The 25,977-nt window shown below is 60.6% G+C and carries 29 protein-coding genes, 5 pseudogenes and 1 riboswitch; of the genes and pseudogenes, 21 read left to right on the forward strand and 13 right to left on the reverse strand.

The features are described 5' to 3' along the window. Positions 1-102 precede the first annotated feature (102 nt). The 3 genes and pseudogenes from folP to MUN79_RS02945 form a co-directional block, all read left to right on the forward strand. Positions 103-803, forward strand: a pseudogene (gene folP, locus MUN79_RS02935) (dihydropteroate synthase); the annotation flags it as partial. 82 nt (positions 804-885) lie between these two features. Continuing rightward, complete coding sequence (cdaA, locus tag MUN79_RS02940) at positions 886-1,722, forward strand: diadenylate cyclase CdaA (RefSeq protein ID WP_244676314.1); 837 nt, start codon at positions 886-888, stop codon at positions 1,720-1,722. A 141-nt stretch (positions 1,723-1,863) separates the two neighbouring features. After that, positions 1,864-2,223 (forward strand): hypothetical protein, encoded by a 360-nt coding sequence (locus MUN79_RS02945; protein WP_244676315.1) that lies wholly within the window; start codon positions 1,864-1,866, stop codon positions 2,221-2,223. A gap of 70 nt (positions 2,224-2,293) precedes the next feature. Here MUN79_RS02945 and kbl read toward each other — a convergent pair whose 3' ends face one another. The 4 genes and pseudogenes from kbl to MUN79_RS31675 form a co-directional block, all read right to left on the reverse strand. Next, a complete protein-coding gene (kbl, locus tag MUN79_RS02950; RefSeq protein WP_244676316.1) occupies positions 2,294-3,541 on the reverse strand; it encodes a glycine C-acetyltransferase in 1,248 nt (415 codons plus the stop codon). Between the two features lie 256 nt (positions 3,542-3,797). Further along, a complete protein-coding gene (locus tag MUN79_RS02955; protein WP_244676317.1) occupies positions 3,798-4,235 on the reverse strand; it encodes a hypothetical protein in 438 nt (145 codons plus the stop codon). Positions 4,236-4,241: 6 nt separating this feature from the next. Further along, a complete protein-coding gene (locus MUN79_RS31670; RefSeq protein ID WP_375378234.1) occupies positions 4,242-4,520 on the reverse strand; it encodes a patatin-like phospholipase family protein in 279 nt (92 codons plus the stop codon). 62 nt (positions 4,521-4,582) lie between these two features. Next, a pseudogene (locus tag MUN79_RS31675) lies at positions 4,583-4,849 on the reverse strand (patatin-like phospholipase family protein); the annotation flags it as partial. A gap of 254 nt (positions 4,850-5,103) precedes the next feature. On the opposite strand from MUN79_RS31675, the gene MUN79_RS02970 reads away from it, so the two are divergent. Next, positions 5,104-6,075 (forward strand): NAD-dependent epimerase/dehydratase family protein, encoded by a 972-nt coding sequence (locus tag MUN79_RS02970; protein ID WP_244676320.1) that lies wholly within the window; start codon positions 5,104-5,106, stop codon positions 6,073-6,075. A gap of 102 nt (positions 6,076-6,177) precedes the next feature. Here MUN79_RS02970 and MUN79_RS02975 read toward each other — a convergent pair whose 3' ends face one another. From MUN79_RS02975 to MUN79_RS02990, 4 genes are all read right to left on the reverse strand, one after another. Continuing rightward, positions 6,178-6,462: a T9SS type A sorting domain-containing protein gene (locus tag MUN79_RS02975; protein ID WP_244676321.1), complete on the reverse strand. Its 285-nt coding sequence runs from the start codon at positions 6,460-6,462 to the stop codon at positions 6,178-6,180. Further along, on the reverse strand, positions 6,438-7,088 hold the full coding sequence (locus MUN79_RS02980) for a hypothetical protein (protein ID WP_244676322.1): 651 nt from the start codon (positions 7,086-7,088) through the stop codon (positions 6,438-6,440). The genes MUN79_RS02975 and MUN79_RS02980 overlap by 25 nt, the downstream gene beginning before the upstream one ends. Positions 7,089-7,186: 98 nt before the next feature. Then, positions 7,187-7,873, reverse strand: coding sequence for a hypothetical protein (locus MUN79_RS02985; RefSeq protein ID WP_244676323.1), 687 nt, complete (start codon positions 7,871-7,873; stop codon positions 7,187-7,189). Between the two features lie 215 nt (positions 7,874-8,088). After that, positions 8,089-8,910, reverse strand: a complete 822-nt coding sequence (locus tag MUN79_RS02990; protein ID WP_244676324.1) for a MeeY/MeeF family manganese export membrane protein — start codon at positions 8,908-8,910, stop codon at positions 8,089-8,091. A 230-nt stretch (positions 8,911-9,140) separates the two neighbouring features. Between MUN79_RS02990 and MUN79_RS02995 the strand changes: the two genes are divergently transcribed. Beyond that, positions 9,141-9,869 carry a DUF3891 family protein gene (locus MUN79_RS02995; protein ID WP_244676325.1) on the forward strand — a complete coding sequence of 243 codons (729 nt, stop codon included), beginning with the start codon at positions 9,141-9,143 and terminating at the stop codon, positions 9,867-9,869. Positions 9,870-9,872: 3 nt separating this feature from the next. On the opposite strand, the gene MUN79_RS03000 is transcribed toward MUN79_RS02995, so the two are convergent. Continuing rightward, positions 9,873-10,709 carry a DUF6503 family protein gene (locus MUN79_RS03000; RefSeq protein ID WP_244676326.1) on the reverse strand — a complete coding sequence of 279 codons (837 nt, stop codon included), beginning with the start codon at positions 10,707-10,709 and terminating at the stop codon, positions 9,873-9,875. 147 nt (positions 10,710-10,856) lie between these two features. Here MUN79_RS03000 and MUN79_RS03005 point away from each other — a divergent pair, with 147 nt between their 5' ends. The 3 genes from MUN79_RS03005 to MUN79_RS03015 all read left to right on the forward strand — a co-directional run bounded on the left by MUN79_RS03005 (position 10,857) and on the right by MUN79_RS03015 (position 13,651). Beyond that, positions 10,857-11,825: a YihY/virulence factor BrkB family protein gene (locus MUN79_RS03005; protein WP_244676327.1), complete on the forward strand. Its 969-nt coding sequence runs from the start codon at positions 10,857-10,859 to the stop codon at positions 11,823-11,825. Between the two features lie 96 nt (positions 11,826-11,921). Further along, entirely contained in the window at positions 11,922-12,731 is an 810-nt protein-coding gene (locus MUN79_RS03010; RefSeq protein ID WP_244676328.1) for a hypothetical protein, read from the forward strand. A gap of 224 nt (positions 12,732-12,955) precedes the next feature. Further along, positions 12,956-13,651, forward strand: coding sequence for a hypothetical protein (locus MUN79_RS03015; RefSeq protein WP_244676329.1), 696 nt, complete (start codon positions 12,956-12,958; stop codon positions 13,649-13,651). A gap of 90 nt (positions 13,652-13,741) precedes the next feature. Here MUN79_RS03015 and rlmN read toward each other — a convergent pair whose 3' ends face one another. Continuing rightward, a complete protein-coding gene (gene rlmN, locus MUN79_RS03020) occupies positions 13,742-14,809 on the reverse strand; it encodes a dual-specificity RNA methyltransferase RlmN (RefSeq protein WP_375378235.1) in 1,068 nt (355 codons plus the stop codon). 332 nt (positions 14,810-15,141) lie between these two features. Further along, positions 15,142-15,237: riboswitch (TPP riboswitch) on the forward strand. Between the two features lie 77 nt (positions 15,238-15,314). On the opposite strand from rlmN, the gene thiS reads away from it, so the two are divergent. From thiS to thiH, 6 genes and pseudogenes are all read left to right on the forward strand, one after another. Next, positions 15,315-15,518 carry a sulfur carrier protein ThiS gene (gene thiS / locus MUN79_RS03025; protein ID WP_244676331.1) on the forward strand — a complete coding sequence of 68 codons (204 nt, stop codon included), beginning with the start codon at positions 15,315-15,317 and terminating at the stop codon, positions 15,516-15,518. Between the two features lie 70 nt (positions 15,519-15,588). Next, positions 15,589-17,430 carry a phosphomethylpyrimidine synthase ThiC gene (thiC, locus tag MUN79_RS03030; protein ID WP_311136641.1) on the forward strand — a complete coding sequence of 614 codons (1,842 nt, stop codon included), beginning with the start codon at positions 15,589-15,591 and terminating at the stop codon, positions 17,428-17,430. 146 nt (positions 17,431-17,576) lie between these two features. Then, positions 17,577-18,356 (forward strand): hydroxymethylpyrimidine/phosphomethylpyrimidine kinase, encoded by a 780-nt coding sequence (locus MUN79_RS03035; protein ID WP_244676332.1) that lies wholly within the window; start codon positions 17,577-17,579, stop codon positions 18,354-18,356. Beyond that, on the forward strand, positions 18,343-18,963 hold the full coding sequence (locus MUN79_RS03040) for a thiamine phosphate synthase (protein ID WP_244676333.1): 621 nt from the start codon (positions 18,343-18,345) through the stop codon (positions 18,961-18,963). The genes MUN79_RS03035 and MUN79_RS03040 overlap by 14 nt, the downstream gene beginning before the upstream one ends. Then, a pseudogene (locus tag MUN79_RS03045) lies at positions 18,960-19,732 on the forward strand (thiazole synthase). Before MUN79_RS03040 ends, MUN79_RS03045 begins: the two are co-directional and overlap by 4 nt. Before the next feature lie 161 nt (positions 19,733-19,893). Further along, a pseudogene (gene thiH, locus MUN79_RS03050) lies at positions 19,894-21,017 on the forward strand (2-iminoacetate synthase ThiH). Between the two features lie 73 nt (positions 21,018-21,090). On the opposite strand, the gene MUN79_RS03055 reads toward thiH, so the two are convergent. Both MUN79_RS03055 and MUN79_RS03060 read right to left on the reverse strand, forming a co-directional pair. Next, positions 21,091-21,660, reverse strand: coding sequence for a thiamine phosphate synthase (locus tag MUN79_RS03055; RefSeq protein ID WP_244676334.1), 570 nt, complete (start codon positions 21,658-21,660; stop codon positions 21,091-21,093). A gap of 2 nt (positions 21,661-21,662) precedes the next feature. Further along, a complete protein-coding gene (locus tag MUN79_RS03060; RefSeq protein WP_244676335.1) occupies positions 21,663-22,100 on the reverse strand; it encodes a thioesterase family protein in 438 nt (145 codons plus the stop codon). On the opposite strand from MUN79_RS03060, the gene MUN79_RS03065 reads away from it, so the two are divergent. The 7 genes and pseudogenes from MUN79_RS03065 to MUN79_RS03095 all read left to right on the forward strand — a co-directional run bounded on the left by MUN79_RS03065 (position 22,099) and on the right by MUN79_RS03095 (position 25,324). Then, positions 22,099-22,524 (forward strand): hypothetical protein, encoded by a 426-nt coding sequence (locus tag MUN79_RS03065; protein WP_244676336.1) that lies wholly within the window; start codon positions 22,099-22,101, stop codon positions 22,522-22,524. The genes MUN79_RS03060 and MUN79_RS03065 overlap by 2 nt on opposite strands. After that, positions 22,512-22,820: an MnmC family methyltransferase gene (locus tag MUN79_RS03070; RefSeq protein WP_244676337.1), complete on the forward strand. Its 309-nt coding sequence runs from the start codon at positions 22,512-22,514 to the stop codon at positions 22,818-22,820. Before MUN79_RS03065 ends, MUN79_RS03070 begins: the two co-directional genes overlap by 13 nt. Before the next feature lie 247 nt (positions 22,821-23,067). Then, complete coding sequence (locus tag MUN79_RS03075; protein ID WP_244678420.1) at positions 23,068-23,220, forward strand: DUF2157 domain-containing protein; 153 nt, start codon at positions 23,068-23,070, stop codon at positions 23,218-23,220. Between the two features lie 11 nt (positions 23,221-23,231). Continuing rightward, complete coding sequence (locus tag MUN79_RS03080) at positions 23,232-24,041, forward strand: DUF2157 domain-containing protein (protein ID WP_511177057.1); 810 nt, start codon at positions 23,232-23,234, stop codon at positions 24,039-24,041. Beyond that, a complete protein-coding gene (locus MUN79_RS03085; RefSeq protein ID WP_244676338.1) occupies positions 24,020-24,280 on the forward strand; it encodes a hypothetical protein in 261 nt (86 codons plus the stop codon). Before MUN79_RS03080 ends, MUN79_RS03085 begins: the two co-directional genes overlap by 22 nt. A 71-nt stretch (positions 24,281-24,351) precedes the next feature. Continuing rightward, positions 24,352-24,827 (forward strand): annotated as a pseudogene (locus MUN79_RS31680) (GDYXXLXY domain-containing protein). Positions 24,828-24,835: 8 nt separating this feature from the next. Further along, the gene (locus MUN79_RS03095) at positions 24,836-25,324 is read left to right on the forward strand and encodes a hypothetical protein (RefSeq protein ID WP_244676339.1); all 489 of its coding nucleotides are present in this window, start codon (positions 24,836-24,838) and stop codon (positions 25,322-25,324) included. 30 nt (positions 25,325-25,354) lie between these two features. Here MUN79_RS03095 and MUN79_RS03100 read toward each other — a convergent pair whose 3' ends face one another. Further along, entirely contained in the window at positions 25,355-25,870 is a 516-nt protein-coding gene (locus tag MUN79_RS03100; protein ID WP_244676340.1) for an ExbD/TolR family protein, read from the reverse strand. Positions 25,871-25,977 lie beyond the last annotated feature (107 nt).

Genomic DNA, 25,977 nt, shown 5'->3' on the forward strand with positions numbered 1-25,977 from the left:
TTGCTCATGTCTGCCCAGGCCGCGAAAGATACGTGTTTTTCTCCGAGGCAAACGCTGCGTTGCCCGGGGGGGCGCGTGCTGAATCTGGCCTCGCCCCAGGTCATGGGCATCCTGAATCTGACCCCGGATTCCTTCTTTGCTAAAAGCCGCGTGGCGGGCTCCGACGACCTGCTGCACCGCGCCGAAGCCATGCTGCAGGCCGGGGCCGGCATCCTCGACGTGGGCGGCTACTCGTCCCGGCCCGGGCCGAGCACATCAGTGAGGAAGAGGAGAAAAGCCGAGTGCTGCCCGCCGTGGAGGCCCTGCGCCGCGCCTTTCCCGAAGCCTTCCTGTCCATCGACACCTTTCGGAGCAGCGTGGCCTGCGCGGCCGTAGCCGCCGGGGCCGACATCATCAACGACATCAGCGGCGGGGAGCTTGACGCGAACATGTTTGCCACGGCCGGACAGCTGCAAGTGCCCTACGTGCTGATGCACATGCGCGGCACGCCCCAGACTATGCAGCAGCTCACCGACTACCCCGACGGCCTGGTGCTGGAGCTGGTGCGCTACTTCCGCGACAAAGTGGCCCGGCTGCGCACGGCCGGCGTCACCGACATTATCCTGGACCCGGGCTTCGGCTTTGCCAAGACGGCCACCCAGAACCACGAGCTGCTCGGCCGCCTGCGGGAACTCCAACTTCTGGGCTTGCCCATTCTGGCCGGCCTCTCGCGCAAGGCCATGGTCTACAAGGCTCTGGGCCTAACGCCTGACTCGGCGTTGAGCGGAACTGTGGCCGTAAATACCATTGCCTTGCTCAACGGCGCCCGGCTCTTGCGCGTACACGATGTAGCCGAAGCTGTGCAAACCATTCGGCTGGTTTCCCGCACCATGCTACCCTCCTCCCGTGATTGGCACTTTCAGCATCGGCTTCCTGCGCATTGGCTGGATAGACGTCGTGGACGTGCTGCTGGTTACGGTGCTGTTCTATCAGCTCTACAAGCTGCTGACGGGAAGTGTGGCGCTGAAGATTTTCCTGGGGCTGATGTCCATCTACCTGCTCTACCTGGTGGTGAAAGCCGCCGGCATGGAGCTGCTCACCAGCATCCTGGGGCAGTTTATGAGCGTGGGCGTGCTGGCCAGCATCATTTTGTTTCAGCAGGAAATCCGCCGCTTTCTGCTCACCATCGGCAAGGCGACGGCCTTTGACCGGATGCGGGTGTTTCCCTGGCGCCGCGACGCGCCCACCGAGCGCATGAGCATCACGCCCTTTGTGGAAGCGGCCAAGAGCTTGGCCGGCAAAAACACCGGTGCCTTGATTGCCTTTCAAATGGTGTCGGACCTGAAGTTCTACGGCGACTCCGGCGACCTGATCGACGCCACCGTGAGCAAGCGCCTGCTCATGTCCATCTTCAACAAAACCTCGCCTTTGCACGACGGAGCCGTGATTATCAGCAACAACCGCATCAAGGCAGCCCGTTGCATCCTGCCCGTGAGCGAGAATCCCGACGTGCCCGCCTCCATGGGCCTGCGCCACCGCGCCGCCATCGGCCTGACCGAGGTGACCGACTCGGTGGTGCTGGTGGTGAGCGAGGAAACCGGGCAGATTTCGCTGGTGCGTGGTGGGGAAGTATTCCGCAACCTGTCGTCGTCCGACCTGCGGGCCCGTCTCAACGAGTTCCTCTTCGATGCCGCTCCCCGCCCGGCCAGCACCTCGGCCTCGGCGGCGGAAGTAGCGGCGTAAGCAAGGGGGGTTTATCTAATCCTCTTTTATTGGGCTCAGAATCAACTGCAGGGTTTGGCCATCGAAGGAATAAACTAAAGTAACTCTATGCCTCCGCTTGCCGTTATAATTAGCAAACCCTGCTAAAAAAACAAGCAAGCCATGAAGATATCAGTTGATAACCAGGAAAAAGGCTTTCTGCCCGACGGACGCCACACGGTAGAGATTACCGACATTGAAGAAGGCGTAAGCGAACATCAACAAGTGCCCTTCTTCGCGGTCCGCATGGAAAACGAAGATGGGTTTGTAAGTCAGCGATTTTACAACTCCCCGGCCGGTAAACCTATCATTTTGTCGCTATACTCAGCCGTGGGCATCAAACCAGAAGGCGAGAAAGACTTAGATACCAAGCAGTTGATTGGCAAACGGCTGTCGGTGGAAGTCAGCGACCATACCTACAACGAACCCAACTCGGGCCAGGAACGGAGCATTCGCCAGGCAACAGGCTTCCGCTCAGCCTAAACGTAGGTTTAATAGCCTAGCCCCGTAACAGTACCGCCGGCCTACTCCTGTAAGCCGGCGGTATCTGTTTTTAGGGCGTGTTGGTTACTACCTGGCCAGCTTCGGGCTGGGCCGCCGAGCGGTCCTTGAGCGTGCCGAGTTCCTTACCCACTTCGATGAAGGCCTGAATGGCTTTGTCGAGGTGGGCGCGGGTGTGGGCGGCCGAGAGCTGCACCCGGATACGGGCCTGGCCTTTGGGCACCACGGGAAAGTAGAAGCCGACTACATAAATGCCCTTGTCGAGCATTTTGGCGGCAAAGTCCTGGGCCAGGCGGGCGTCGTAGAGCATGACGGGCACGATGGGGTGCTCCCCGGGCTTGATGTCGAAGCCGGCTTCGGTCATCTTCTGGCGGAAGTACTTGGTGTTTTCCTCGAGCTGGTCGCGCAGCTTGGTGCTTTCGGTCAGCAACTCCAGTACTCGCAGGGAGGCACCCACGATGGCCGGGGCCAGGGTGTTGGAGAACAAATACGGGCGGCTGCGCTGCCGCAGCATCTCGATGATTTCCTTGCGGCCCGAGGTGAAGCCGCCCATGGCCCCGCCCAGAGCTTTGCCCAGGGTGCCGGTGATGATGTCGACGCGGCCGAGCACGTCGCGGTACTCGTGGGTGCCGCGGCCGGTTTTGCCCAGAAAGCCCATGGAGTGACACTCGTCAATCATCACCAGGGCCTGGTACTTGTCGGCTAGGTCGCAGATTTTGTCGAGCTGGGCAATGGTGCCGTCCATGCTGAACGAGCCGTCGGTAACGATGATGCGGTGGCGGGTGCCCTTGGCCTGGGCGTCCTGGAGCTGCTTTTCCAGGTCGTCCATGTCGTTGTGGTTGTAGCGGTAGCGCTGCGCCTTGCACAAACGCACCCCGTCGATGATGCTGGCGTGGTTCAGGGCGTCGGAAATAATAGCGTCCTGCTCGTTGAAGAGCGGCTCGAACACGCCCCCGTTGGCGTCGAAGGCGGCGGCGTAGAGAATGGTGTCTTCGGTATCCAGAAACTCGGCCAGCTTGGCTTCCAGCTGCTTGTGAATATCCTGGGTGCCGCAGATAAAGCGCACCGACGACATGCCGTAGCCGTGGGTATCAATGGCTTCCTTGGCCGCCTTGATTACCTCGGGGTGGGAGGAAAGGCCCAGGTAGTTGTTGGCACAGAAGTTCAGCACCTCGCCCGCTTCATCCGTCGTGATTTCGGCGCCCTGGGCGGAGGTAATTACCCGCTCCTTCTTGAACAGGCCGTTGTCTTTGATTTCCTGGAGCTGCTGCTGCAGATCGGGCTGGAGGGTGGTATACATGCGGGAAGTCGTGAAATTGTGAAGTGGTGAGTGGGATACGGCAAAGGTAACCGTCTGGGTCGGGCTTCGCGCCGCTACCTATACTCTGATTTTTCCTTCCTCATATATCGTTTGTCATCCTGAGGCGCAGCCGAAAGACCTTATGGAATACGAACGACAAGCGTAACAGCCACTCGAGCCCACGTGATAAGGTCCTTCACTCCGCTGCGCTGCATTCAGGATGACAAACGAAAAGAGACGCAACGGGCAACGCTTCCTACAGCCGCCGCGCCAGAAACTGCTGCACCCCGGCCCGGCCGCTGTCCATGAGCTGCTGCTTCTGCTCAGCCGTCATCCGCTTGATCTTCGGGTTAAAGCCGGCCGTGCTGATGCTTACCGTCCGGGGCCAGTCGGCGGGGCGGGCGGGGTTCAGGTTTTCCAGGGCCACGTTATACAAGGCTCCTACGTAGCTGCCGAAGCTGTTGATCTGGTAGGGCGCCAGCTGTTGCCGGCCAGTGGTCAGGGTGTCGTAGGCAATCTGTTCGGGCCGGTCGAGGCGCAGGCCCAGGGTTTCGGGGTTCACGGTGGGTTGATTGGCCCTCATACCCGCCGGCAGGTACTGCGGCTGGTCGAACAAGCTCACCGGGTAATTGGCCAACAGGCCGCCATCGACCAACACTTCCACGGCCTGGCCCCGGGCGGGCTTTTGCACCACGTGGCCCTAGGCATCGAGGAGCACGGCCCGGAAGTAGAGCGGAATACTCATCGAAATGCGCACTGCATCAGCTACGCGCATATCGGGGTGGGTTTCGTAGCTGAACACCTGCCCGCACTGCCGCGTCAGGTTGGTGCCGGTGGTGTACAGGTCGCGGCCTTTGCCTTGCGTCGCCAACGCGTGCAGCTGGCCCAGGGTGAGGTCGGCCGAGCCGGTTTTGCGGGCCACCAGCTCGCCCATGAAGCGGGTAAACTGGTCGCCGCGGTACCAGCCGTACTGTTTGATAAGCCGAGTGCTGCCCCAAAGAACATCAGGCGGCCATCGTTGAGGCGCTGCACCGGCATCTCGTTTACCACCGTAATAATCTCGGCCGGTGAATAGCCCACGGCTAGCAAGGCCGCCTGAATGGCCCCGGCCGAAGTGCCGCCCACCCGCCGGATACCGGCCAGTACGCCCTGCTTCTCGAGCTCCGCCAGAGCCCCGCCGTAGGCAATGCCCCGGATGCCGCCGCCTTCCATCACCAGGTTGCGGTAGATAACCGGCGGTTTAGTTTGGGTAAAGCTGGCCGTAGCCAGGTGCAGGGCGCAAACAAGCAGAGAAAGAAAACGACGCATTGCTCAGAACAGAAGAGGGATGAAGTGACCGGCAAGCCGGACCGTACCCAAGCGGAGCCGCATTCGGGGCGGGCGGTTGTATCAGGGAAAAATCCTGTACCGGTCACCAATATATTAGGCCCGAACCACTTACCCGACCAACCCCGGCCCCGGCTGCCTACGTACCAGCTCCACGGGCAGCCCCGCCCCACAAACCGCGTCTGTGCGGTATCTTTGCAGCCCCACCCTCTACCACTCTCCCACCCCCACTCAACATGCAGTCTACTCCCAGCGACACTATCCTCGTTATCGGCGCCGGCGGCCAGCTTGGCCTGGAGCTCACCCACGAACTGCGCCAGCGCTACGGCGCCTCCCACGTGGTGGCCGCGGACGTGCGGGCGCCCAAAGACGCGGCCACCACGGAAAGCGGTCCGTTTGAGCTGCTCGACGTGCTGGACAAAAATCGGCTGGAAGAAGTAATTCGCCAGTACAAGCCTAAGCAGGTGTATCACCTGGCGGCTTTGCTGTCGGCCACGGCCGAAAAGAACCCCAAGTTTGGCTGGCAGCTCAACATGGACGGCCTGTTTCACGTCCTCGACGCAGCCGTGGACCTGGGCGTGCAGCGCGTGTACTGGCCCAGCAGCATCGCCGTTTTTGGCCCCGATACGCCCCGCGAGAATACGCCCCAGCTCACGGTGATGAACCCCAACACGGTGTACGGCATCAGCAAGCTGGCCGGGGAGCAGTGGTGCGAGTGGTATTTCCGCAAGCACGGCCTGGATGTGCGCAGCCTGCGCTACCCCGGCCTGATTGGCTACAAGAGCCTGCCCGGCGGCGGCACCACCGACTACGCCGTCGACATCTACCACAAAGCCGTGGCCGGCCAGAGCTACGAGTGTTTTCTGGAGGAAGACACCTACCTGCCGATGATGTACATGCCCGACGCGCTGAAAGCCACCCTGGATTTGATGCACGCTCCGGCCGAGCAAATCAAAATTCGTAGCTCCTACAACCTGGGTGCCATGAGCTTCAGCCCCAAGGAAATTACGGCCAGCATCCAGCGCCACCTACCCGACTTCCAGGTTACCTACCAGCCCGACTCCCGGCAGCAGATTGCCAACTCCTGGCCCGCCAGCATCGACGACCAGCACGCCCGCCGGGACTGGAACTGGCAGCCCGACTTCGACCTCGACAAAATGACCCAGGACATGCTGCTACACCTGAAGCAGCAACTCCAGCCGGCCTAATCAGCGGCCCTTTCAGTAGTTTCCTACCACGCAACGGCCCCCGTCTTGTACAAGACGGGGCCCGTTGGCTAAAGGCTGATTCGAGGTATTACTCCGCTCATCTCACTCTACCACTAACCGACTTACAGCGGCCCCACAGCGCACCAGATACATACCCGACTGCAGGCCGGTTACATTGAGCTCCATAGTGGTGGTGCGGGCGGGCAGCGTCTGGCGGCACATTTCGCGGCCCAGGGCATCGAGTACCAGCACGGCTCTCGGCGCCGCCGTGGCGGCGGGCCAGGTGAGACGGGCCTGTGTAGCAGTGGGGTTGGGAGCCAGGCTGAATAGCTCTGCTGGCGCAGCAGCCCGAGTACCGGTAACTAGGCCACTAAACTGCCCAACCAAACCGTAAAGAGAGCTGACTGAGCTGACCGTAGTAGAGCCAAACGTGACGCTAGCCCCTTGCGAATAGCCGACAACAGTTCCCCTCCGCGCCCATCGGTAGCCAGAGCACTCACTCGCTGATTATCAACCCCGCCCGCTGTCAGGGCCGACACCCAGGCTCCCGCGGCGTCGAGCTGGGCCACAAATACATCGGTAGTAGCCGCAGAAGCGTCGGCGTTAGAGAGCGTGAAGGGGCCAAGCGTAGCCGTAGAACTACTAAAGTAGCCTGCTACGGTAGCTGTACCATTAGCGCCGGGAGCAACGTTCAGAGCCTTGTCGTTGCTGGTGCCCCCAGCCCGCACGGCCAGGGTCCACTGCCCCGCCGCGTTACGGCGAGCTACAAAGATGTCGGAGGTACCGACGGGACCGGCGTTACTGAGCGTAGTGCTTCCCACGGCTAGGGTAGAGCCACTGAAAGAGCCCACCAAGGTCAGGTTGCCAGCCGCATCGAGGGCTACCTGACCGAGCTGCTCCTCTTGGTCGCCTCCCAGCTGGGTGACTTCTGACCATTCGCCATCGGCACTCAACCGCCCCATAAAGATGTTCGAGTAGGGAGGGCCGGCGCTGCTCAGTAGGCTGTTGCCCATCCTGAAGTCTGAGCTGTTGTACTGTCCAGCTACTAGCACTGAGCCATCAGGATAAGCAGCCACAGCACTAGCGCTGTCGTAATAATTCCCGTAACAGCTCACGGCCTGAGTCCACTGTCCGGCTGCGTTGAGGCGAGCGACAAACACGTCGGGGTGAGGGTAACTAGGGGGTTCGTGGGCCGGATCGTGTTCTGAAGTATAAAAGTCCCGAAAGTGACCGTAGGACTAACGAACGAACCTACAGCTACTAGTTGCGCGGCGGCATCCAGGCTTAGGGCACTTATTCCATCGTCTTCGCTGCCTCCGGCCCGCACTGCCTGCGTCCACTGCCCCGCCGGACTGAGCCGGGCCACAAAGATGTCGCGCTTGCCGGCACTGGTTAGCATAGACGAGCCCAGCGTCAGGGAGTTCTCGAAGGAACTAGCTACTGCCAACTCACCGCCGGGCAGCAAGAGCAAAGCAGTGGCTCCGTCGTCACCGGTGCCGCCGGCTCGCACTGCCTGTGTCCATTGCCCCGCCGGACTGAGCCGGGCCACAAAGATGTCGCGCTTGCCAGCGCTGGTCAGTGTAAAGGAGCCTAGCGTCAGGGACCCTCCGAAAGAGCCGGCGACGACTAAGTTACCGGCTGCATCATAGCAGGTAGTGTTACAAAAGGTGAACTCGCTGCTGGGAGTTGCGGCCAGGGCCATAACCCGCTCCCAGCTTTGGGCCTGCAGCACTCCAGGTGCCCCCACTAGCAACAGCATAAACAAACCGGCCCACAGGCGTTGGGTACTGAAGCGCATAGCAACAGGAATAGAAGAGGTAGGAATACATGGCTACTCGACAATTTTCTGCCAAGGCCGCCGCACTATTTTGTCTTCAATAAACGAATAATTCTTGCTCCTCCTTCCGCCGGCTGAACGCGCACGGCCTCTGGCGTACATGATGCTGACCACCCGCTACCTACTTTGTGTAGCCGAATGCCAGAGCAAAACACTATAGTTTCTTTCGAGGCTGCTTACCCCACCGGCTGCTTTTCTTCTCCGCCTGGCTTGCGCTTCGGCATCTTGGGCATAGTCATGTGGCGGGGCACATTGAAGAGCCACGAGGTAATAAGCGGCACCACAAAGCAGCCTACGGTGACGAGCGTCAGGCCTACATCGGCGCCGTGGCTGCCCAGGAAGGTGCTGAAGGGGTGGTTGGGCAGATAATGCTCGAACAAGCTCAGCATCAGCTTCAGGCCCAGAATGCCGATAACCAGAAAGGCCGCCGTTTCCAGAAACGGGTACTTGGCCATGAGCAGCACAAAGGCCTGGGCCACCAGCCGCATGGCCAGAATACCGATAAACACGCCCAGGCAGATCAGAATCAGGTTGTCGGTAAAGGCGACGACGGCAAACACGTTGTCGATGCTGAAGGCCAGGTCCATGAGCTCAATCAGCGCTACCGTGGCCCAGAACTTGCCGAACAGGCCCAAGGTGCGCTTGTAAAGCCAGCTTTTGTCCTTGTCGATTTCGTCCTCGTCGTCCGAGGAATAAGAGCGTTTGGGCTTGAACTGGTTGTAGGCCAGGTACAGCAGATAAAGGCCACCCAGAGGCTTGAGAAACCAGAACTCAATCAGAAAAGAGGCAAACAGAATGCACAGGCCCCGAAACACGTAAGCCCCGATGATGCCGTAACGCAACGCCTTCTGCCGCTGCTCCTTGGGCAAGTCGCCGACCATGGTGGCCAGCACCGCCGCATTATCTACCGACAACAGGCTCTCGATAATGACCAGGTTGCCGACAATAGCCGCGGCGGCTAGCGGATTATCGAGAATTTGTTGAACGTGTGGATTCATAAGAACAAGGAAAAGACAGTCGGCTACTCTGATACGGCACTAGGCAGCTACGCGGTTGCCGGCGTAAACAAAGGTAGAATACCTCAGTAAAACGCATCAGCCACCTTAAAAACCTGTGCCGCCATGGGTCAGCTGCTGTTTGGGCTACTGCTGCCCGAAACAACTCATCAACTAACCCGACCCCAGCCCGTAAGTTCGTCCGCACGCGTTAATCACCGCTTACTTCTTCCATGATAGTAAACCTTACCCCCGACGGCTGGCAGATTATCTACCAGCAGGCCCACGCCCTGCTCGCGGCCCAGCTGGCCTGGCAGTGGCAGCCCTTTGGCCCCACCGACCGGTGGGTGGGTTTGCTGGCTGCCATTGCCCAGCACGACGACGAGCAGGAACACTGGGACGGCCACTACGGCCTCACGCCGGCCGGAGCCCCCGCCAACTTTACCATGAAGGAATTCTCCCTGCCCCAGGCCACCGGCGTAATGCGGGCCGCCCGCTTCCAGGGACAGTGGCGCAGCCTGCTCACCAGCATGCACATGAGCTTCCTCTACGAAAGCCTACGCGGCCAGCAGCCCGAAACCGACCAGTTCCTCGACGAGCAGAAAGCCTGTCAGCAGCGCTGGCGCCGGGCCTTGCACATTACCAAGGCCGAAGCTCAGCAAGCCTATGACCTGATGCAGTGGTGCGACCGGCTCAGCCTGATTCTGTGCCGGCAGGAGTTGCCCGAAATGGGCCGCCACCTCGAAATCAGTACCGGCCCCGACGGGCAGCGCCACGAGGTAGCCCAGCCCGCCACCGGGGGCCCGGTCACGATTACGCCCTGGCCGTTTGCGGCCAAGGAATTCTCCGTAAGCGTGGAAGCCTGCCAGCTAAGTCAGTTGCAGTTCAAGGACGACGAGGAACTAAGCGAAGCCATCCGCCAGGCCCCAATCGTGACGCTGCGCTGGGACTTTGCCAAATAAAGTCTACTCCAGCCGCGCAATGGGCGCCGGGTTCTGCATCACGCCTGCCGGCACGGTGGTGCTGGCCGTAATGTGGCCCAGGCGGCGGCCATCTTTGCCGTCGGTGCGGTCGGCGGCCAGCTTCAGGGGGCCGTACTGCTTGTACTCGGTCCAGCGGCGGCGAAAGGCGGGCTGGGCGTCGGTGGCCTTGGGGAAGTAAGCCCACTCTTCCACCAGCTTGGTTTTGGGGTTGATGTAGACTTCGTACTTGTTGTCGGGCGTCACGCCTACGTTTTTGAAGGTCATGTTGAGCACCTCGGCCGGAGAACCGTCCATGAGCTGACCCGCGCCCTTGTAGGTGAGCGTCACGCCCGAGTCCTTGAGCTTGAAGGGCATCAGCAGCCACCAGGAGTTGTTGACCCAAATCGGGTACATCCGGTCCAGCAGCTTCTTGCCCTTCTCGGTGGTCGAAATGTCCTGCCCCTTGCTGTAGGTATGGCCCTGCTTGGTGTTGAGGTTATACACGGCCACCAGCGTGTCTTTCTGCCAGCGGAAGTCGCCGGTGTGCTTGTCCCAGAGCTGGTAGGAGCCGTCCAGAAAATCCCAGCCCAGCAGGCGGGTTTGCTGCCAGGCCGGGTAGCCGCCCATGTTTTGCATCACCGTGTCGGCCCAGGCTTGGGCGCGGGCGTCAGAGCCGGCCTGGTCGAAGCCCGGCGCAGTAGGGTAGCTCAGTACCTTGCCAGTGGCCTCAGTTGTGCCGGCGGGCAGCGTTTTGGAGGAAGTGCAGGCGCTGGGGCCGGTGAGCAGCAGGGCCAGGCCAGTGCCGAGCAGCAACGACAGGAAGGAACGGGAAAGAATCATGGGGCAGAGTAGATGGGACGACGGGGCATTTGCGCCCGGCTAAAGCTAGCAACTGTACGCATACCGGATGGTTTTGGTCAGCTCAACTAAACGCCGCGGCCGGTAGCCCGTACTAACTCGTACTTACTCCTTCCAGCTTTCCGCCCCATGGCCACACACTACCGCTTCTCCGATATTGTCGGTATCCTTAAAACCACGGCCAGCGAGTTTATGACCAATAACTCGTTCCGGCACGCCGCGGCCCTGTCCTACTACACCATTTTCTCGCTGCCGCCCCTGCTGCTCATTGTCATTACGGTAGCCAGCTCCATGTATGGCACCGAGGCCGTGACGGGCCAGGTCTACGGGCAGATGCGGGGCTTTCTGGGCGCCGACTCGGCCAAGTTTCTGCAGGATTCCATTGCCGAGTTCACCAAGCAGCAGAAAAGCGGCGTGGCTTCCATCATCGGCATCGGGGCGCTGATTTTTGCTGCCACCACGTTCTTTGTGACGCTGCAGGAAAGCATCAACGACATCTGGAACCTGAAAGTAAAGCCCCGCAACGGCATCTGGCAGTTTGTGCGCGACCGGCTGCTTTCCTTCGGCCTGATCTTGAGCGTGGCCTTGCTGCTGCTTATTTCCTTTGTGGTAAGCGCCGTGCTGAGCGCCTTCACGGGCCAGCTGCAGCAGTGGTTTCCCGAAATCGGCGTGGTCGTTATTCGCCTTGTCGACTTTATTTTGTCGCTGGCCGTCACGTCCCTGCTTTTCGCCCTGATTTACCGCTTTCTGCCCGATGCCATTATCCGCTGGCGCGACGTGGGCATCGGGGCCTTTATCACGGCCCTGCTTTTTGTGCTGGGCAAATTCCTGATTGCCTTCTACATTGCCAAGGCTGATCCGGGCTCGGCTTTCGGGGCCGCCGGCTCGGCCATTGTGCTGCTGGTCTGGGTTAACTACTCGGCGCTTATCATCTTCTTCGGGGCCGAGTTTACCCAGGAGTTTGCCGACGCCTTTGGTCAGAAAGTGCAGCCCAAGCACCACGCCGTGCGCATCGAAACCCGGGAAGTGCCCGAGGGCGAAACCAAGGAGGAAATCAGCACCGGCCGGCCCCGCTCTACGGGCCGCTTCAAAAGCTAGGCTTACCACTCGGGCAACTAAGTCTGTCTGCCAACTCGCACTTACTGTTGACTTTCAACACCATTTATCAGGGGCGCTACGCTACTTTTGCCCTTGATGAAAAGTGTTATCCTTCGGGTCGTGTTGCTGCTCGCTTGTTGCGGCCAATTCTTTACCGGCTTTGCCCAAACTAGCGCCCAAGCCGCCCGGCCCGGAGGTGCCCCCGCCGATACGGTGGCGGGTGAGGCCCGCATCACGCGCTTGTTTACCCAAAGGCTTTGCGAGCAGATAGACCTGGAAAGCCGCCATCAGGATTTCTCGGTGCTGACGAAGGCTCAGGGTATGGGGTTGTTGCAGGATATGCTAACGAACGTCATCATTCGGGATTCAACCGAATTCAATACGTTTGTTCTGCGGGCATCTAGTGAGGATGCGGCGGTTCAGCGCCTTTCGATAAACGCAGTGCTGGGTCTGCGCACGGTTTGCCCACTGGCGAACAAGCTGCTGGTTCAGCTGGGCATTCAGATGACTAACCTCGATACCAACTTATCGGCTTCCCAGCAACAGATTGTCCGCACCGTAGCGTTGGACCTATGCGGGCAGATGGCTGCGCTGAATTCTGTCCAGGCCTTCAGCCGCCGCTTGCCAACTGAACGGCTGGAACTATATTATCAAGCCCGGATTGCTGCTATAAGGCGTCATGGGCAGACTATCCTCATTGCCTTCGGCGACGAACTGCTGAACGATGCGCGGCTGGAAGACAACATGTGGCTTAATGTTGACCAAGTGATGTTCGAGGAATGCCCCGACCTCACCGGTCTCTTACGGGTGGATCGGGGCATGGCAAATCTGCAAAAGCAATCGAAGGAACCAGAGCCCGCTCAGCCTACCAAGGCAACCCCTGCCCGGCGCGGCCACAAAAAGTAGCTACCCCGGGCCAATGAGGTGTTCCGTAGTTGATTTTGTAACGACTTGGCGGCTGCGCACATCCGGCTTCTGTTCTAACACTACTCGCCAAACTCATGCACCGATGCTGTCGGTGGTTACCCTCAATCTACTTCTCTACTCATAGTCCATTACCCGCAAGCATCCCAGCCGTTTCTTACGAGGCCGGCGCTGACAGTGGCCTTCGACTATACTACCTTTGCCGGATGCAGAAACTGATAGTTACCCTGATATTATTCGTGAGCCTGTGTACGGTTGGTCAGCGGGCCCAGGCCCAGACGACAGCCTTAAGCGACAGTCTGACCGAGAAGAAAATTATTCAGACAGTGGGGGCCGATATGTGCCGGCAGCTGACGGCGGAAAATGCCAAGCAGCCCCTCGAAAATCTTACAGCCCAGGAAGCCCAGCAGCTCTTCGTGCGCCTCATCATGAGCAGCGCCTCGACTAGTCCGGAGCTGGTTACGGCTCTGACCAGTAACCCGGCCGGTGCCAACAAATACGGAGAAATCCTTGGGAAGAAAATTGGGCTGTGGCTGCTAAAGGAGTGTCCTATCACGCAGCCGCTGTTTATGAAAATGGGCGCGCAGGAAATCAGCAAAAAGCAGCCGATACCTGCCGCCGAAGCTAAGATCCTGCAGCCGATGGCTGTAGAAGTCTGCCACGACCTGGAAGCCCGCCAGAAAAAGCAGGACTTGAACGCCCTCACGCCCGAAAAACGGTCGGAGGTGCTGCAGGAAGTAGTGCAGAAAAGCATGAAGGCTCACGCCAAGGAGCTTACCCAGCAGTACGGCGCCGACATCTTCCTCGACTCGGAACGTATGCGGGCTGTGGGCACCAAGCTCGGCCTGCAAATGGGCACGCAATGCCCAAACATTCTGATGATGCTGGCCAACGTCAAGTAACGCTGACATTCAACCTCAAATGCCACACGGCCCGCTCTCTGCCATAGAAAGCGGGCCGTGTGGCGTTCGGTAGTATTCTGGTTGGAAGGACTACGCCAACTCGGCTTTTTCCTTTACCGCCAGCTGTCCGCAGGCGGCATCAATGTCTTTACCGCGGGAGCGGCGGATGTTGGTTTGCACGCCGCGGTCGGCCAGAAACTTGTGGAAGGCCGTGATTTTGTCGGCTTCCGCGTTCTGGTAGCTGGCGTTTTCGATGGGGTTGTACTCAATCAAATTCACCTTGCAGGGCAGCCACTTCGAAATCTGGTAGAGCTCGGCGGCGTCCTCCAGCGTGTCGTTGAAGTTCTCGAACACGATGTATTCGTAGGTGACTTTGCGGCCAGTTTTCTGGTGGTAGTACTGCAGCGCGTCCTTCAGCGCGGCCAGGGAGTTGGCCTCGTTGATGGGCATAATCTCGTTGCGCTTCACGTCGTTGGGGGCGTGCAACGAGAGGGCCAGATTAGCCTTCACATCGTCGTCGGCCAGCTTCTTGATCATCTTGGCAATGCCGGCGGTGCTAATCGTAATGCGGCGTGGGGCCATGTTCAGGCCGTCGGGGGCGGTGATGCGCTCCACGCTCTTTACCACGTTGGCGTAGTTGAGCAGCGGCTCGCCCATGCCCATGTACACGATGTTGGTGAGCGGCGTGCCATACTGGGCCTCGCACTGCTCCCGGATGCGCACCACCTGGTCGTAGATTTCGGCCGCGTCCAGGTTGCGCTTGCGCTCCATGTAGCCCGTAGCGCAAAACTTACACGTGAGCGAGCAGCCCACCTGCGAGGAAATGCAGGCCGTCATGCGCGTGTCGTGCGGGATGAGCACGCCCTCCACGATGTTGCCGTCGTGCAGCCGGAAGGCCGACTTGATGGTGCCGTCGTTGCTGAGTTGTTGATTCTGAACCGTCACGCCGTTGATGACGAAGTGCTTGGCCAGCAACTCGCGAGTGGCCAGGGAAATGTTGTTCATTTCCTCAAACGAGGCCGCGGTATTCTTCCACAGCCACTCCAGCACCTGCTTGGCGCGGAAGGGTTTTTCGCCGTGCTCCACCATAAAGGCTTTGAGCTCGTCGGGGGTGAGTTTGCGGATGTCGCGCTTGGAAACAACGGGCAGGTCAATCATCATAACTGCAAAGATACTATAGCGGAAGCCGAAGATGTGCGTCCTATCTGCTAGAACATTGTCTAACCCGCTGACGCTGAAAAAAGTGCCGCCTTTTGCCTGTCATTGCGAGCAAAGCGAAGCAATCCGTCCTCTGCGCAATACGAAATGACCTTTACCCAGAAAGCCTTTCCTGTTATAACGGTGAAGGCTTATCAAGTTAGAGGGCCCGGCACATTTCAGAGGATGGATTGCTCCGTCGTCCCTCCTCGCAATGACAGGGAAAGAAAGCACGGATTGCAACATCATAATTTCGCAACCTCGCCATTTCACAAATTCCCTTACCTTGCCGGCATAAACTTTAGGGGTGTTCTGCTACGCGGGACTGAGAAATACCCTTGGAACCTGATCCAGGTAATGCTGGCGAAGGGAAAAGTGACCAGAAACGGGACGCTCTGTGCCCGTGGCGTACGCCGTCCTATCGTTTATTGTTCTGACTCCATCAACCTGCTACTCTGCTTGTTGCATGACGCTATTTGTCAACGATAAACCTTGCGAGGCCCCGGTTTCCCCTACCCTGACGGCCACCCTCGACCAGTTGCAGCTGCTGCACCTGCGCGGCATTGCCGTGGCCGTGAATGACGTGGTAGTGCCCCGCCCCGACTGGCCCGCCCACGAGCTGCGGGCCCACGACCGGATTACGATTATTCGCGCCACCCAAGGGGGCTAGGCCGCGCCGCCGACCCGTTTCCACTTCCTTTTCCGATGAAGAAAAAAGACCAAGCCCCCAGCAGACGCTGGTGGAGCGCCAGCCCCTGACCGGCTCGCGCAAGATCTACGTGCCCGGCCAGCTCTACCCCGACCTGCGGGTGGCCATGCGCGAAATCGTGCTCAGCGACACCCAGCGCAAGTTCGACTTCGTGAATCCCACCGAGCAAAACCTGCCGGTAACCGTGTACGACACCAGCGGCCCCTACACCGACCCGAATATGGCCATCGACCTGAAAAAAGGGTTGCCTCGCCTGCGCGAGGAGTGGATTCTGGGCCGCGGCGACGTGGAGCAGCTCCCCGGCACCTCGTCGGAATATGGGCAGCAGCGGGCCGCCGATGCTTCGCTGGACGCGCTGCGCTTTGAGCACATCCGCCGGCCGTACCGGGCTAAAGCGGGCCGCAACGTGAGCCAGATGCACTACGCCCGCCAGGGCATTATCACGCCCGAAATGGAATACATTGCCATCCGGGAAAACCAGCGTATCGACCAGTTGGCCCAGGATGACCCGCTGCGGGTGCAGCACCGCGGGCACAGCTTCGGCGCACGCACGCCCCAGGGCTATATTACGCCCGAATTCGTGCGCCAGGAAGTAGCCGCCGGCCGGGCCGTGATTCCCTCCAACATCAACCACCCCGAAGCCGAGCCCATGATTATCGGGCGCAACTTCCTGGTAAAAATCAACACCAACATCGGCAACTCGGCCGTCACGTCCAGCATCGAGGAAGAGGTGGACAAGGCCGTGTGGAGCTGCCGCTGGGGCGGCGACACGCTGATGGACCTGAGCACGGGCAAGAACATTCACGAGACGCGGGAATGGATTATCCGCAACTGCCCGGTGCCGGTGGGCACGGTCCCGATTTACCAAGCCCTGGAGAAAGTGAACGGCAAGGCCGAGGATCTGACCTGGGAGCTGTTTCGCGACACGCTCATCGAGCAGGCCGAGCAGGGCGTGGACTACTTCACGATTCACGCCGGGGTGCTCTTGCGCTACATCCCGATGACGGCCAAGCGGGTTACCGGCATCGTCTCGCGTGGGGGCTCGATTATGGCCAAGTGGTGCCTGGCCCACCACCAGGAAAGCTTTCTGTACACCCATTTCGAGGAAATCTGCCAGATCATGAAGGCTTACGACGTGGCCTTTTCCTTGGGCGACGGTCTGCGGCCCGGCTCCATTGCCGATGCCAACGACGAGGCCCAGTTTGCCGAGCTCGAAACCCTGGGCGAGCTGACCAAGATTGCCTGGGCCCACGACGTGCAGGTGATGATCGAAGGCCCCGGCCACGTGCCCATGCACCTGATTAAGGAGAACATGGACAAGCAGCTCAAGGAGTGTCATGAGGCGCCATTCTACACCCTGGGCCCGCTGACCACCGACATTGCGCCCGGCTACGACCATATCACCTCGGCCATCGGAGCGGCCATGATTGGCTGGTTCGGCACGGCCATGCTTTGCTACGTGACGCCCAAAGAGCACCTAGGTTTGCCCAACAAGCAGGACGTGAAAGACGGGGTTATTGCCTACAAAATAGCCGCCCACGCCGCCGACCTGGCCAAGGGCCACCCGGGCGCCCAATACCGCGACAACGCCCTGAGCAAGGCCCGGTTCGAGTTCCGCTGGGAAGACCAGTTCAACTTGAGCCTGGACCCCGACACAGCCCGGGAGTACCACGACGAAACCCTGCCGGCCGAAGGCGCCAAAGTAGCCCACTTCTGCTCGATGTGCGGTCCCCACTTTTGCTCGATGAAAATCACCCAGGAAGTGCGCGACTACGCCGCCACCCAGGATATGACGGCCGCCCAAGTGCTGGCTTCCGGCATGGCCGAGAAGTCGCGGGAGTTTGTCAACAAAGGCAGTGAAATCTACCTGTAGACGCTTAGTCGCTGCCGGCTAAGCCGCCCTTCATGCTGAGCCTTCGCGAGACATCTTGCCTGCAGTGGTAATCAGCTAGCATTGCAACGAGGCCAGGCGAGATGTCTCGCGAAGGCTCGACATGACGTTCTTTTTTACCAACTCCGATGCCCACAACCCGCCCGTACGCCCTGAGCATAGCCGGCTTCGACCCCAGCGCCGGGGCCGGCCTGCTGGCCGACTGCAAGACGCTGGAAGCTCACGGCGTATATGGGCTGGGCGTATGCACGGCCCTGACAGTGCAGAACGACATAACTTTTGAGCGGGTGAACTGGGTGCCGCTGGCCGATATCCAGGACCAGATCGGGCTGTTGCTGGAGCGTTTTCCGGTCGACTACATCAAGATCGGGCTGTTTGAGAGTCTAGCGAAGCTGCTGGAGCTGCTGCGGTGGCTGCGGCAGCTGCGCCCGGCCGCCTGCATCGTCTGGGACCCGGTGCTGAAGGCTACGGCCGGCTACGAGTTTCACCAGCATCCCGATTGGAAGCTGGTGCTGAAGCTGCTGGCTGAGTGTACGCTCATCACCCCGAATCTGCCGGAGATGCTACGGCTGTGGCCGGCAACTTCGGCCGAGGCTGCCGCTGCCGACGCGGCCATGTTTTGTCCCGTGCTGCTTAAAGGCGGCCACGGCAGCGGCCATGAGGCCGTGGACACGCTGTTTTTTGATGGGGAGAACTACCACTTTACCCAGCCCCGCCTGCCCCACGGCGAAAAGCACGGCAGCGGCTGCGTGCTGTCGGCCGCTGTTCTGGCGCAGCTGGCTTTAGGAAACTCCTTGCCCGACGCCTGCCGGCTGGGCAAGCACTACACCACCACCTTTCTGGCCAGCAACGACACGCTGCTCGGCTACCACTCTCTTCCTCTTTCTCCGCCGTATGCAGATCAGTAACCTTCATTTCATAACCAACCGGCCCGAGCACGCCGAGCAGGCCTGCCGCGGCGGAGTGCGCTGGGTGCAGCTCCGGGTGAAAAATGCGGCTCCCAACCACTGGAAGCAACTGGCCCTAAACACCCAGGCCGTGTGCCAACGCTACGGCGCCACGCTTATCATCAACGACAACCCCGCACTGGCCCTGGCAATCGGAGCCGACGGCGTGCACCTGGGCAAGCAGGATATGCCCGCGGCTGAGGCCCGGGCGCTGCTAGGACCTGATAAAATCCTGGGTGGTACGGCCAACACTTTCGAGGACATTGAGCAGCTGGTGCAGGCCGGCGTCGACTACATCGGGCTGGGGCCTTTCCGTTTTACGACTACCAAGGAAAAGCTAAGCCCTATTCTGGGGCTGGAAGGCTACACGGACATTCTCGAGCAATGCGCAGCAGCGGGCTTCACAGTGCCCATTATCGGCATTGGCGGCATAACGTTGGCCGACGTGAAAGCGCTGCAGCTCACCGGCCTGCACGGCGTGGCCATATCGGGCGCCATTGCCAACACGGACGACCTACCCAGCGCGGCCGCACAGTTTGTCAACTACTTGCAGGAGCTTACCCTATGAAAACTCAACCATTGGTTATTGCCGGCCGCACGTTTTCGTCCCGCCTGTTTACCGGCACGGGCAAGTTCAGCTCGGCCGCATTGATGGAAGAAGCCCTGCTGGCCTCCGGCTCGGAGCTGGTGACGGTGGCTTTGAAGCGCGTCGACGTGACTTCGGCCGAAGACGACCTGCTCCGCCACCTGGGTCACGCGCAGTTCAGCCTCCTGCCCAACACCTCCGGGGTGCGCACGGCCAAGGAAGCCGTGTTTGCCGCCCAATTGGCCCGCGAGGCCCTGGAAACTGATTGGCTCAAGCTCGAAATTCACCCCGACCCCAAGTACCTGCTGCCCGACCCGGTTGAAACCCTTAAGGCGGCCGAGGAGCTGGTGAAGCTGGGCTTTGTGGTGCTGCCCTACGTTCACGCCGACCCGGTGCTGTGCAAGCGCCTGGAGGAAGTGGGCGTGGCCGCCGTGATGCCCTGGGCGCCCCCATCGGTTCCAACAAAGGCCTGCTGACCCGCGAATTCCTGGAAATCATCATAAGCCAGAGCCGGGTGCCGGTGGTAGTCGACGCCGGCATTGGGGCCCCCTCGCACGCCGCCGCGGCCCTGGAAATGGGTGCCGACGCGGTACTGGTGAATACCGCCATAGCCGTGGCCGGGCGGCCGGTGGCCATGGCCCACGCCTTCCGCCTGGCCGTGGAAGCCGGCCGCCTGGCCTACGAAGCCAAGCTCGCCGCCCCGGTAACGCACGCCGTAGCCAGCTCCCCACTCACGGCCTTTCTGGATTAGCGAATAGTTGTTGGTTGGCAATTTTAACCTTAAGAACGTCATGTCGACCGTAGGGAGACATCTCGCCTGCAATGGTGGTAATCTAATTACTCCTCCTACATCAGCACGCGAGATGTCTCCCTGCGGTCGACATGACCGCCTTTTTTTAACCTACCTCACCCATGAGCTTCCGCCCCATCTTCGAAGCCCGCACCTGGGACGACGTCAAAGCCAGCATCTACGCCAAAACCGCGGCCGACGTGGAGCGGGCCCTGACTTCGCCCAGGCGCACCCTGGACGATTTTCAGGCCCTGATTTCGCCCGCGGCGGCTCCTTACCTGGAGCAGATGGCCCGGCTCAGTCAGCAGCTCACGCGCCGGCGGTTCGGCAATACGGTACAGCTCTACGTGCCGCTGTATCTGAGCAACGAGTGCCAGAACATCTGCACCTACTGCGGCTTCAGCCTCGACAACAAGATTCGGCGGCGCACTTTGAGCAGCGTGGAAATGCTGCAGGAAGCGGCCGTACTCAAAGAATGGGGCTACGACCATGTGCTGCTCGTGACGGGTGAAGCCAACCAGACCGTGGGCGTCGACTACCTGGAAAAGGCCCTGCAAACGCTAAGGCCACACTTCTCCCACATTTCCATGGAAGTACAGCCCCTCGACCAGGCCGACTACGAGCGGCTCATTCCGCAGGGGCTGAACACGGTGCTGGTATACCAGGAAACCTACCATCAGGCCGACTACCGCCAACATCACCCCAAGGGCAAGAAGTCGAACTTTCACTACCGCCTCGACACGCCCGACCGCCTGGGCCGGGCCGGTATTCACAAGATGGGCCTGGGCGTGCTCTTCGGCCTGGAAGACTGGCGCACCGACTCCTTCTACACCGCCCTCCACCTCGACTACCTGGAACGCACCTACTGGCAAACCAAGTACAGCCTGTCGTTTCCGCGCCTGCGCCCGGCCGAGGGGTTGTTGCAGCCCAAAGTGGAAATGAGTGACCGGGAGCTGGTCCAGCTGGTTTGCGCCTACCGCCTGCTCAACGAGGAAGTGGAGCTGTCCATTTCCACCCGGGAAAGCCCCAGCTTCCGCGACAATATCATCCGCCTGGGCATCACCAGCATTAGCGCGGGCTCCAAAACCAACCCCGGCGGCTACACCGTGGCCCCGAGTCGTTGGAGCAGTTCGAAATATCCGACGAGCGTAGCCCCGCCGAAATTGCCGCTATGCTGCGCCGCCAGGGCTACGAGCCGGTCTGGAAAGACTGGGACCCGACTTTAACCGCTCTGGCCCGCCCCTAACCCAGCAGTAGCTTGACCTACACAACTGGCGCTACAGGCTGCGCGGCTACCTGCTGCAGCTCCCGGAACACGGCTACCGGATTCGGGTGCTGCCAGATGGCCCGAGCACGGCGGCTCCCGCGAAGCCGAGTTGCCGGGCCTGGCCCAGGGTTGAGGCATCGATGCCGCCCAGGGCTATTACCTGCGGCCGAAACGTGGGACGGATGGCCCAGCGGTGCAGGGCGGCTTGCAGCTCCGCCGCCTGGAAAGCAGCCGAGTAGCCCACTTTGCTGATGCTGTTGAAGATGGGGCTCAAAAACACGTGGTGGTAGCGGCGCCGGTGCCTTTCAACCTCGGCCAGGCTGTGAAATGAGGTGGACAGGTGCTGTCCAGGCATCGGGCGGCCCCGCCATTTTCCCCGGGTGGCGGCGGGCAGGTGCAGGCCCTGCAGGGCGTAGTCGCGGGCCAGCTCGTGGTGCTGGTGCAGCATAATACGGCCGTGAAACTCGACCGGCACGGCGCGCAGGTAGGCCTCCACCTCGGCCCGCGAGGCGCCGGGCTTGCGCAGGTGCAGGGACGTGAGGCCCGCTTCAAACAGCTGAGTCAAAACATGGTGCTCCTCGGGCAAAAACCAGGGCGAGGAAATAAGCAGCAGTTGAAACATCGTTAGTGCTGGGTTTCGCTGCCCAGGCGCTGGGCCATGGTCGCATCCATGGGGCGCAGCTTGCGGGTGGTGTAGTCGAAGAGCAGCATGCCGGTTTTGGCCCGGGCAATTTCGCGGCCGTCCTGGTTTTTCACCCAGTACACCACGTCGAAGCCGTACTTGCTGACCTCGGTGGCAGCCAGCTGAATGTGCAGCACGTCGCCGTAGAAGCCTTCCCCCTTGTACTCAATAGCCACGTCGGCCATGATGACGCCCTGACCGGTGGCGGGGTCTACCTCCCGCAGCCCCAGGTGCTGCAGAAACTGCACCCGGGCCTCGTGCAGGATGCTCAGAAGGGCATCATTCCCCAGGTGGTTGCCGTAATTAAGGTCGGTGATGCGGACCGGAATCTGCACCGTCAGGGAATATGCGGTGGGTAACGCTACTTTTACGCGGGCCATGTTGCCAAAAACAAAGATGATGATGCACGAAACGGAAGGCGGCGTAAAAGTAGAGGTTAGAACCACAGCCGACGGCTCCAGCACCCTCTATGTGCCCGCCCTGGATGAGCACTACCACTCCACCCACGGGGCCCTGCGCGAGGCCCAGCACGTATACCTGGCCGCCGGTCTGGAGCCCCACCTCACCGAGCCCAAGCCGGTGCGAGTGCTCGAAATCGGCTTTGGTACCGGCCTCAACGCCCTGCTCACCCTGCAGCGCAGCCTGAGCGCCAGTCAGATCATCGAGTACGACACGCTGGAGAAGTACCCCTTGCCGCCCACCGTCATCCAGAGCCTGGGCGTGGAGCGCTACGTGCTCAACCCCGAGCTGCTGGCCTTTCACGAGTACCTGCACGCCGCCCCTGGAACGAAGTGGTGCACCTGACCGAGCATTTTCTGCTGCACAAGCTGCCCGCAGCCCTGCAAGACACGGCCCTGGCTGCCGCCCGCTACGACGTCATCTACTTCGACGCCTTTGCCCCCGACAAGCAGCCCGACCTCTGGACCGAAGCCGTGTTCGAACAGCTCTACCAAGCCACCGCCCCAGGCGGAACCCTGGTCAGCTACTGCGCCAAGGGCTCCTTCCGCCGTAGCCTGAAAGCAGCCGGCTGGCTGGTCGAGAAGCTGCCCGGCCCGCCCGGCAAGCGCGAAATGACCCGGGCCCGCAAAGCAGCGGAGTAACCCGGCGGCCAACGGCCGGTCGGCTTCCCGGCGTAGTGCAAAAACTTTCCTTCGCTCTATTCCCCGTCTACCGGCCTTCTCTCCTGGACCTCCCTGGACCTTCCCGCCAGCTACCTTGCTTCTTCCTCAGACCTCTGTTCTTGAATAAATACTACTTTCAACAGCCGCTGCCGCTTGTCCTGCCCACCTGTAGCCAGGAGCCAGCGGCCGCACCTTCCCCGGGTTTCTGCGTAAGTTACCCCCAACTATGAGTCGCAAGCTGCTTGAAACCGACGGCCCCGAGTGGGTGCGCCAAGGCATTATTACCCGGGAGCAGCACGCGCAGCTCCTGGCTCTGTACCCCGAGGAACAGCGCGTGGTGGGGCTGCTGCCCTGCTGGGCTCCCTGCTGCTGGGCCTGAGCGCCCTGAGCGTGGTGGCCGCCAACTGGCAGGGCTTACCCGAGTGGCTCCGGCTGCTGCTGCTGCTGGGCAGTATGGGCGGGGCCTACGCCGGCGGCGAGTATTTTCTGGCCCGCAAGAATGAGTCCCTGGGCATTGGCCTGATTGGGCTGGGCTTGATCTTGTTCGGCTGCGGCATTATTCTCACCAGCCAGATGTACCAGCTAATCGGCTACGACGCCCCGGGCCTGCTGGCCTGGGCCCTGGCCGGCACGGCCCTTACCTACCTCTACCGCAGCCGCACCATCTTCGTGCTGATGGCCTGCATCGGGGGTATCGTGCAGGGCTACAGCACCGGGCAGCTGGGCTCGTTCAGTTACCTTACCGCCGCTCTTACTGTGGTGGGCCTCGGCTACTACTGGTGGCGCCACCCCGATGCCCTGCTGGGCACGGTGCTGGCCACGGGCCTGCTCTGGCAGGCAGGGCTGCTCATCGGGCACCTGCACGCCAAAATCACCTGGTTCTTTATTCCGGCCATGCTCATTTACGCCGTCGGCGACTGGCAAACCGACCGGTCGGCGGGCCGGGCTTTGCAAACCCCGCCCTGGCCACGGCTTTCCTGTTTACCCTGGGCCTGGCCCTCTACGGCGAGGCCGACACCTACGCCGGCATGCTGCGGCCACCGTTTCTGGCCTACATCGGGGCCTTGCTGGCGGTGTTTGCCCTGTCGTGGTGGGGCAAGTACCGCCGGGGCCGCCCCGGCAGCGCCACCGACTGGCTCCTGCTGCTGCCCGGCTTCTACCTGCACGGCGGTCTGGCATTGGCCATTGCCACGCTGGTAGTGCTCTACGCCTACTCGGGCACGGTGCTGTGGCGGGCGCACCAGGAAAATAACCCCGACCGGGTCACCCTGGGGACCGTCCTGTTCATCCTAACCACTATGGTGGCCTACTTCAAGCTGACCTGGGCCTTTATGGATAAGTCGCTGTTCTTCCTGGTGGGCGGGGTGCTGCTGCTGGGCATGAGCTGGTATCTGCGGCGCAGGAATGCCCAGTCGTTGTCTTCCAAACAGCCCGAGTAAGCATGGCCCCTACTACCACTCCCTCCTTCTTCACCCACCGCCGTCTGATCGGGCTGGCCGTGGCGGCCCAGATGCTGTTTCTGCTGGCCGTGGCCGGGGCCGGCTATGCTACCACTGCCCTGGGCCGCACCATTACGCTACGTACCACCCCCGTCGACCCGCGCGACCTGCTCTACGGCGACTACCTGCGGCTTAATTACAGCATCAGTCAGGTGCCACCCACGCTTTGGCGGGGCCCCGAACCGCCCCGCAAGCACCAGCCGGTGTACGTGGTATTGCAGCCCCGCAACGGCGCCTACGAAGCCACCGCCGTATACCCCACCGAGCCCACCACCCCGGCCCCGACCAGGCCGTGCTACGCGGCTGGGTGACGGACAGCTGGCGCCATGGCCTGCGCCTGCGCTATAACCTGGAGCGGTACTACGTGCCCGAAGCCACGGGCAAGAGCCTGCAAAAGACTGGCGGCCGGCGGCCCTTCCTGGTGCACGTCAGCGTGGCGCCCTGGGGTCAGGCCCGCATTACGAAGGTGGAAGAGCTGCCGAAGTAGCCTTATCCATGTCAACAGCCAAACGAACTTCCGTCACCATTCTCGCTATTGGGGTAGGCACCCTGGCCTTAGCCGTGGTCCTAACCAGTGCCGCCCTCGGATTCGACCAGCTCCTAGCTCCCAGCGTGGATATACAGCTGCACAATACCTATGTTGTGGTGGCGCCTTACCTACTGGTGGCGGGGCTCTTTGTGCCGTTGCTGCTGGGAGGCGTGGTCAGTTACCTGCTCTACAGGCGTTATGCGCCCGTGGTCTGGGTCCTGCTGGGTTTGGGGACAGTATTTGTCGGCTTGTGCTCGGGGCTGCTGTATACCCTCAGCAACCCTCTGAATGGCAGCACCATCTATCCGCCACTCGACCCGGCCGCACCGCTGGCCCCTAGTCCAGAGAAAACCTTTGATAGTATGCTTTTGCTGGTATTGGTTCAGTTTGCGGCAGTGCTGGCAGTAATTGTATTAAGCTATAAAGCCGGTAAACGCTCCGCGCAACAAGGATAAGCCGGGAGCGAACCAGCCTTAAGAGCAACTCTATAGTCCATGCTGCTTGAGCAGGTCGTAGTCACCCCGATACATATCTGCCAAAGCGTAGTGCCGTTGATTAGTAATGCTCATTTCATCTAATGCATCCACTAAATCCCGGTACTTGGCCTCGTTTGATGGCTTAATTATGACTATTGTATTAGGATTGCGTTGTCGCACTTCCAGCAGTAGACGCCGTAAGCCTGCCGAACCGTCATGTACCGTTTGTAGCTCGGGTATATCGTCTGAGTAGAGTCCTCCTTTGTAGTAATGTACTTGGCCATTCTTGCCAAGAATGAGCGTTACAACATCTGAGAGTCGTCTATCTACAATAATATCATCCGCCTTAGCCTTTGCAGGCATTAAGAGCTGCAGTGCAGTGGATTTGGAGAACTCAGCCGTAAGCAGAAAGAACGTGACCAGCAAGAAGCCCAGGCCCACCATCGGGGTCATATCCGGGTGCAGGATACGGCGGAAGGTGCGCCGAGCAGAGCGCAGACCGGTGGCAGGATGAGAAGTTGTCATGATACAGGTACCTACAGATTGTAGTGCTTCAGTAAGGCGTAGTCTCCGTGGTACATATCTGAGATTGTGTACCGCTTTTGGTCGGTGATATTAATCTCATCCAGCAC

Source organism: Hymenobacter cellulosilyticus (assembly GCF_022919215.1).
GTDB classification, from domain to species: domain Bacteria; phylum Bacteroidota; class Bacteroidia; order Cytophagales; family Hymenobacteraceae; genus Hymenobacter; species Hymenobacter cellulosilyticus.

Excerpts from the sequence above, each read along its gene's own strand:
- MUN79_RS03095 (WP_244676339.1), top strand. The coding sequence starts at position 24,836 with ATGTCAACAGCCAAACGAACTTCCGTCACCATTCTCGCTATTGGGGTA.
- kbl (WP_244676316.1), bottom strand. The coding sequence starts at position 3,541 with ATGTATACCACCCTCCAGCCCGATCTGCAGCAGCAGCTCCAGGAAATC.
- thiS (WP_244676331.1), top strand. The coding sequence starts at position 15,315 with ATGACGCTATTTGTCAACGATAAACCTTGCGAGGCCCCGGTTTCCCCT.
- MUN79_RS03065 (WP_244676336.1), top strand. The coding sequence starts at position 22,099 with ATGTTGCCAAAAACAAAGATGATGATGCACGAAACGGAAGGCGGCGTA.
- MUN79_RS03040 (WP_244676333.1), top strand. The coding sequence starts at position 18,343 with ATGCAGATCAGTAACCTTCATTTCATAACCAACCGGCCCGAGCACGCC.
- MUN79_RS02990 (WP_244676324.1), bottom strand. The coding sequence starts at position 8,910 with ATGAATCCACACGTTCAACAAATTCTCGATAATCCGCTAGCCGCCGCG.
- MUN79_RS03055 (WP_244676334.1), bottom strand. The coding sequence starts at position 21,660 with ATGTTTCAACTGCTGCTTATTTCCTCGCCCTGGTTTTTGCCCGAGGAG.
- MUN79_RS03010 (WP_244676328.1), top strand. The coding sequence starts at position 11,922 with ATGAAAAGTGTTATCCTTCGGGTCGTGTTGCTGCTCGCTTGTTGCGGC.
- MUN79_RS03100 (WP_244676340.1), bottom strand. The coding sequence starts at position 25,870 with ATGACAACTTCTCATCCTGCCACCGGTCTGCGCTCTGCTCGGCGCACC.
- MUN79_RS02945 (WP_244676315.1), top strand. The coding sequence starts at position 1,864 with ATGAAGATATCAGTTGATAACCAGGAAAAAGGCTTTCTGCCCGACGGA.
- MUN79_RS02985 (WP_244676323.1), bottom strand. The coding sequence starts at position 7,873 with ATGCGCTTCAGTACCCAACGCCTGTGGGCCGGTTTGTTTATGCTGTTG.
- rlmN (WP_375378235.1), bottom strand. The coding sequence starts at position 14,809 with ATGATTGACCTGCCCGTTGTTTCCAAGCGCGACATCCGCAAACTCACC.
- MUN79_RS02980 (WP_244676322.1), bottom strand. The coding sequence starts at position 7,088 with ATGGGCAACAGCCTACTGAGCAGCGCCGGCCCTCCCTACTCGAACATC.
- MUN79_RS02995 (WP_244676325.1), top strand. The coding sequence starts at position 9,141 with ATGATAGTAAACCTTACCCCCGACGGCTGGCAGATTATCTACCAGCAG.
- MUN79_RS03060 (WP_244676335.1), bottom strand. The coding sequence starts at position 22,100 with ATGGCCCGCGTAAAAGTAGCGTTACCCACCGCATATTCCCTGACGGTG.
- MUN79_RS03035 (WP_244676332.1), top strand. The coding sequence starts at position 17,577 with ATGCCCACAACCCGCCCGTACGCCCTGAGCATAGCCGGCTTCGACCCC.
- MUN79_RS03005 (WP_244676327.1), top strand. The coding sequence starts at position 10,857 with ATGGCCACACACTACCGCTTCTCCGATATTGTCGGTATCCTTAAAACC.
- MUN79_RS03015 (WP_244676329.1), top strand. The coding sequence starts at position 12,956 with ATGCAGAAACTGATAGTTACCCTGATATTATTCGTGAGCCTGTGTACG.
- MUN79_RS03075 (WP_244678420.1), top strand. The coding sequence starts at position 23,068 with ATGAGTCGCAAGCTGCTTGAAACCGACGGCCCCGAGTGGGTGCGCCAA.
- MUN79_RS03000 (WP_244676326.1), bottom strand. The coding sequence starts at position 10,709 with ATGATTCTTTCCCGTTCCTTCCTGTCGTTGCTGCTCGGCACTGGCCTG.
- MUN79_RS02970 (WP_244676320.1), top strand. The coding sequence starts at position 5,104 with ATGCAGTCTACTCCCAGCGACACTATCCTCGTTATCGGCGCCGGCGGC.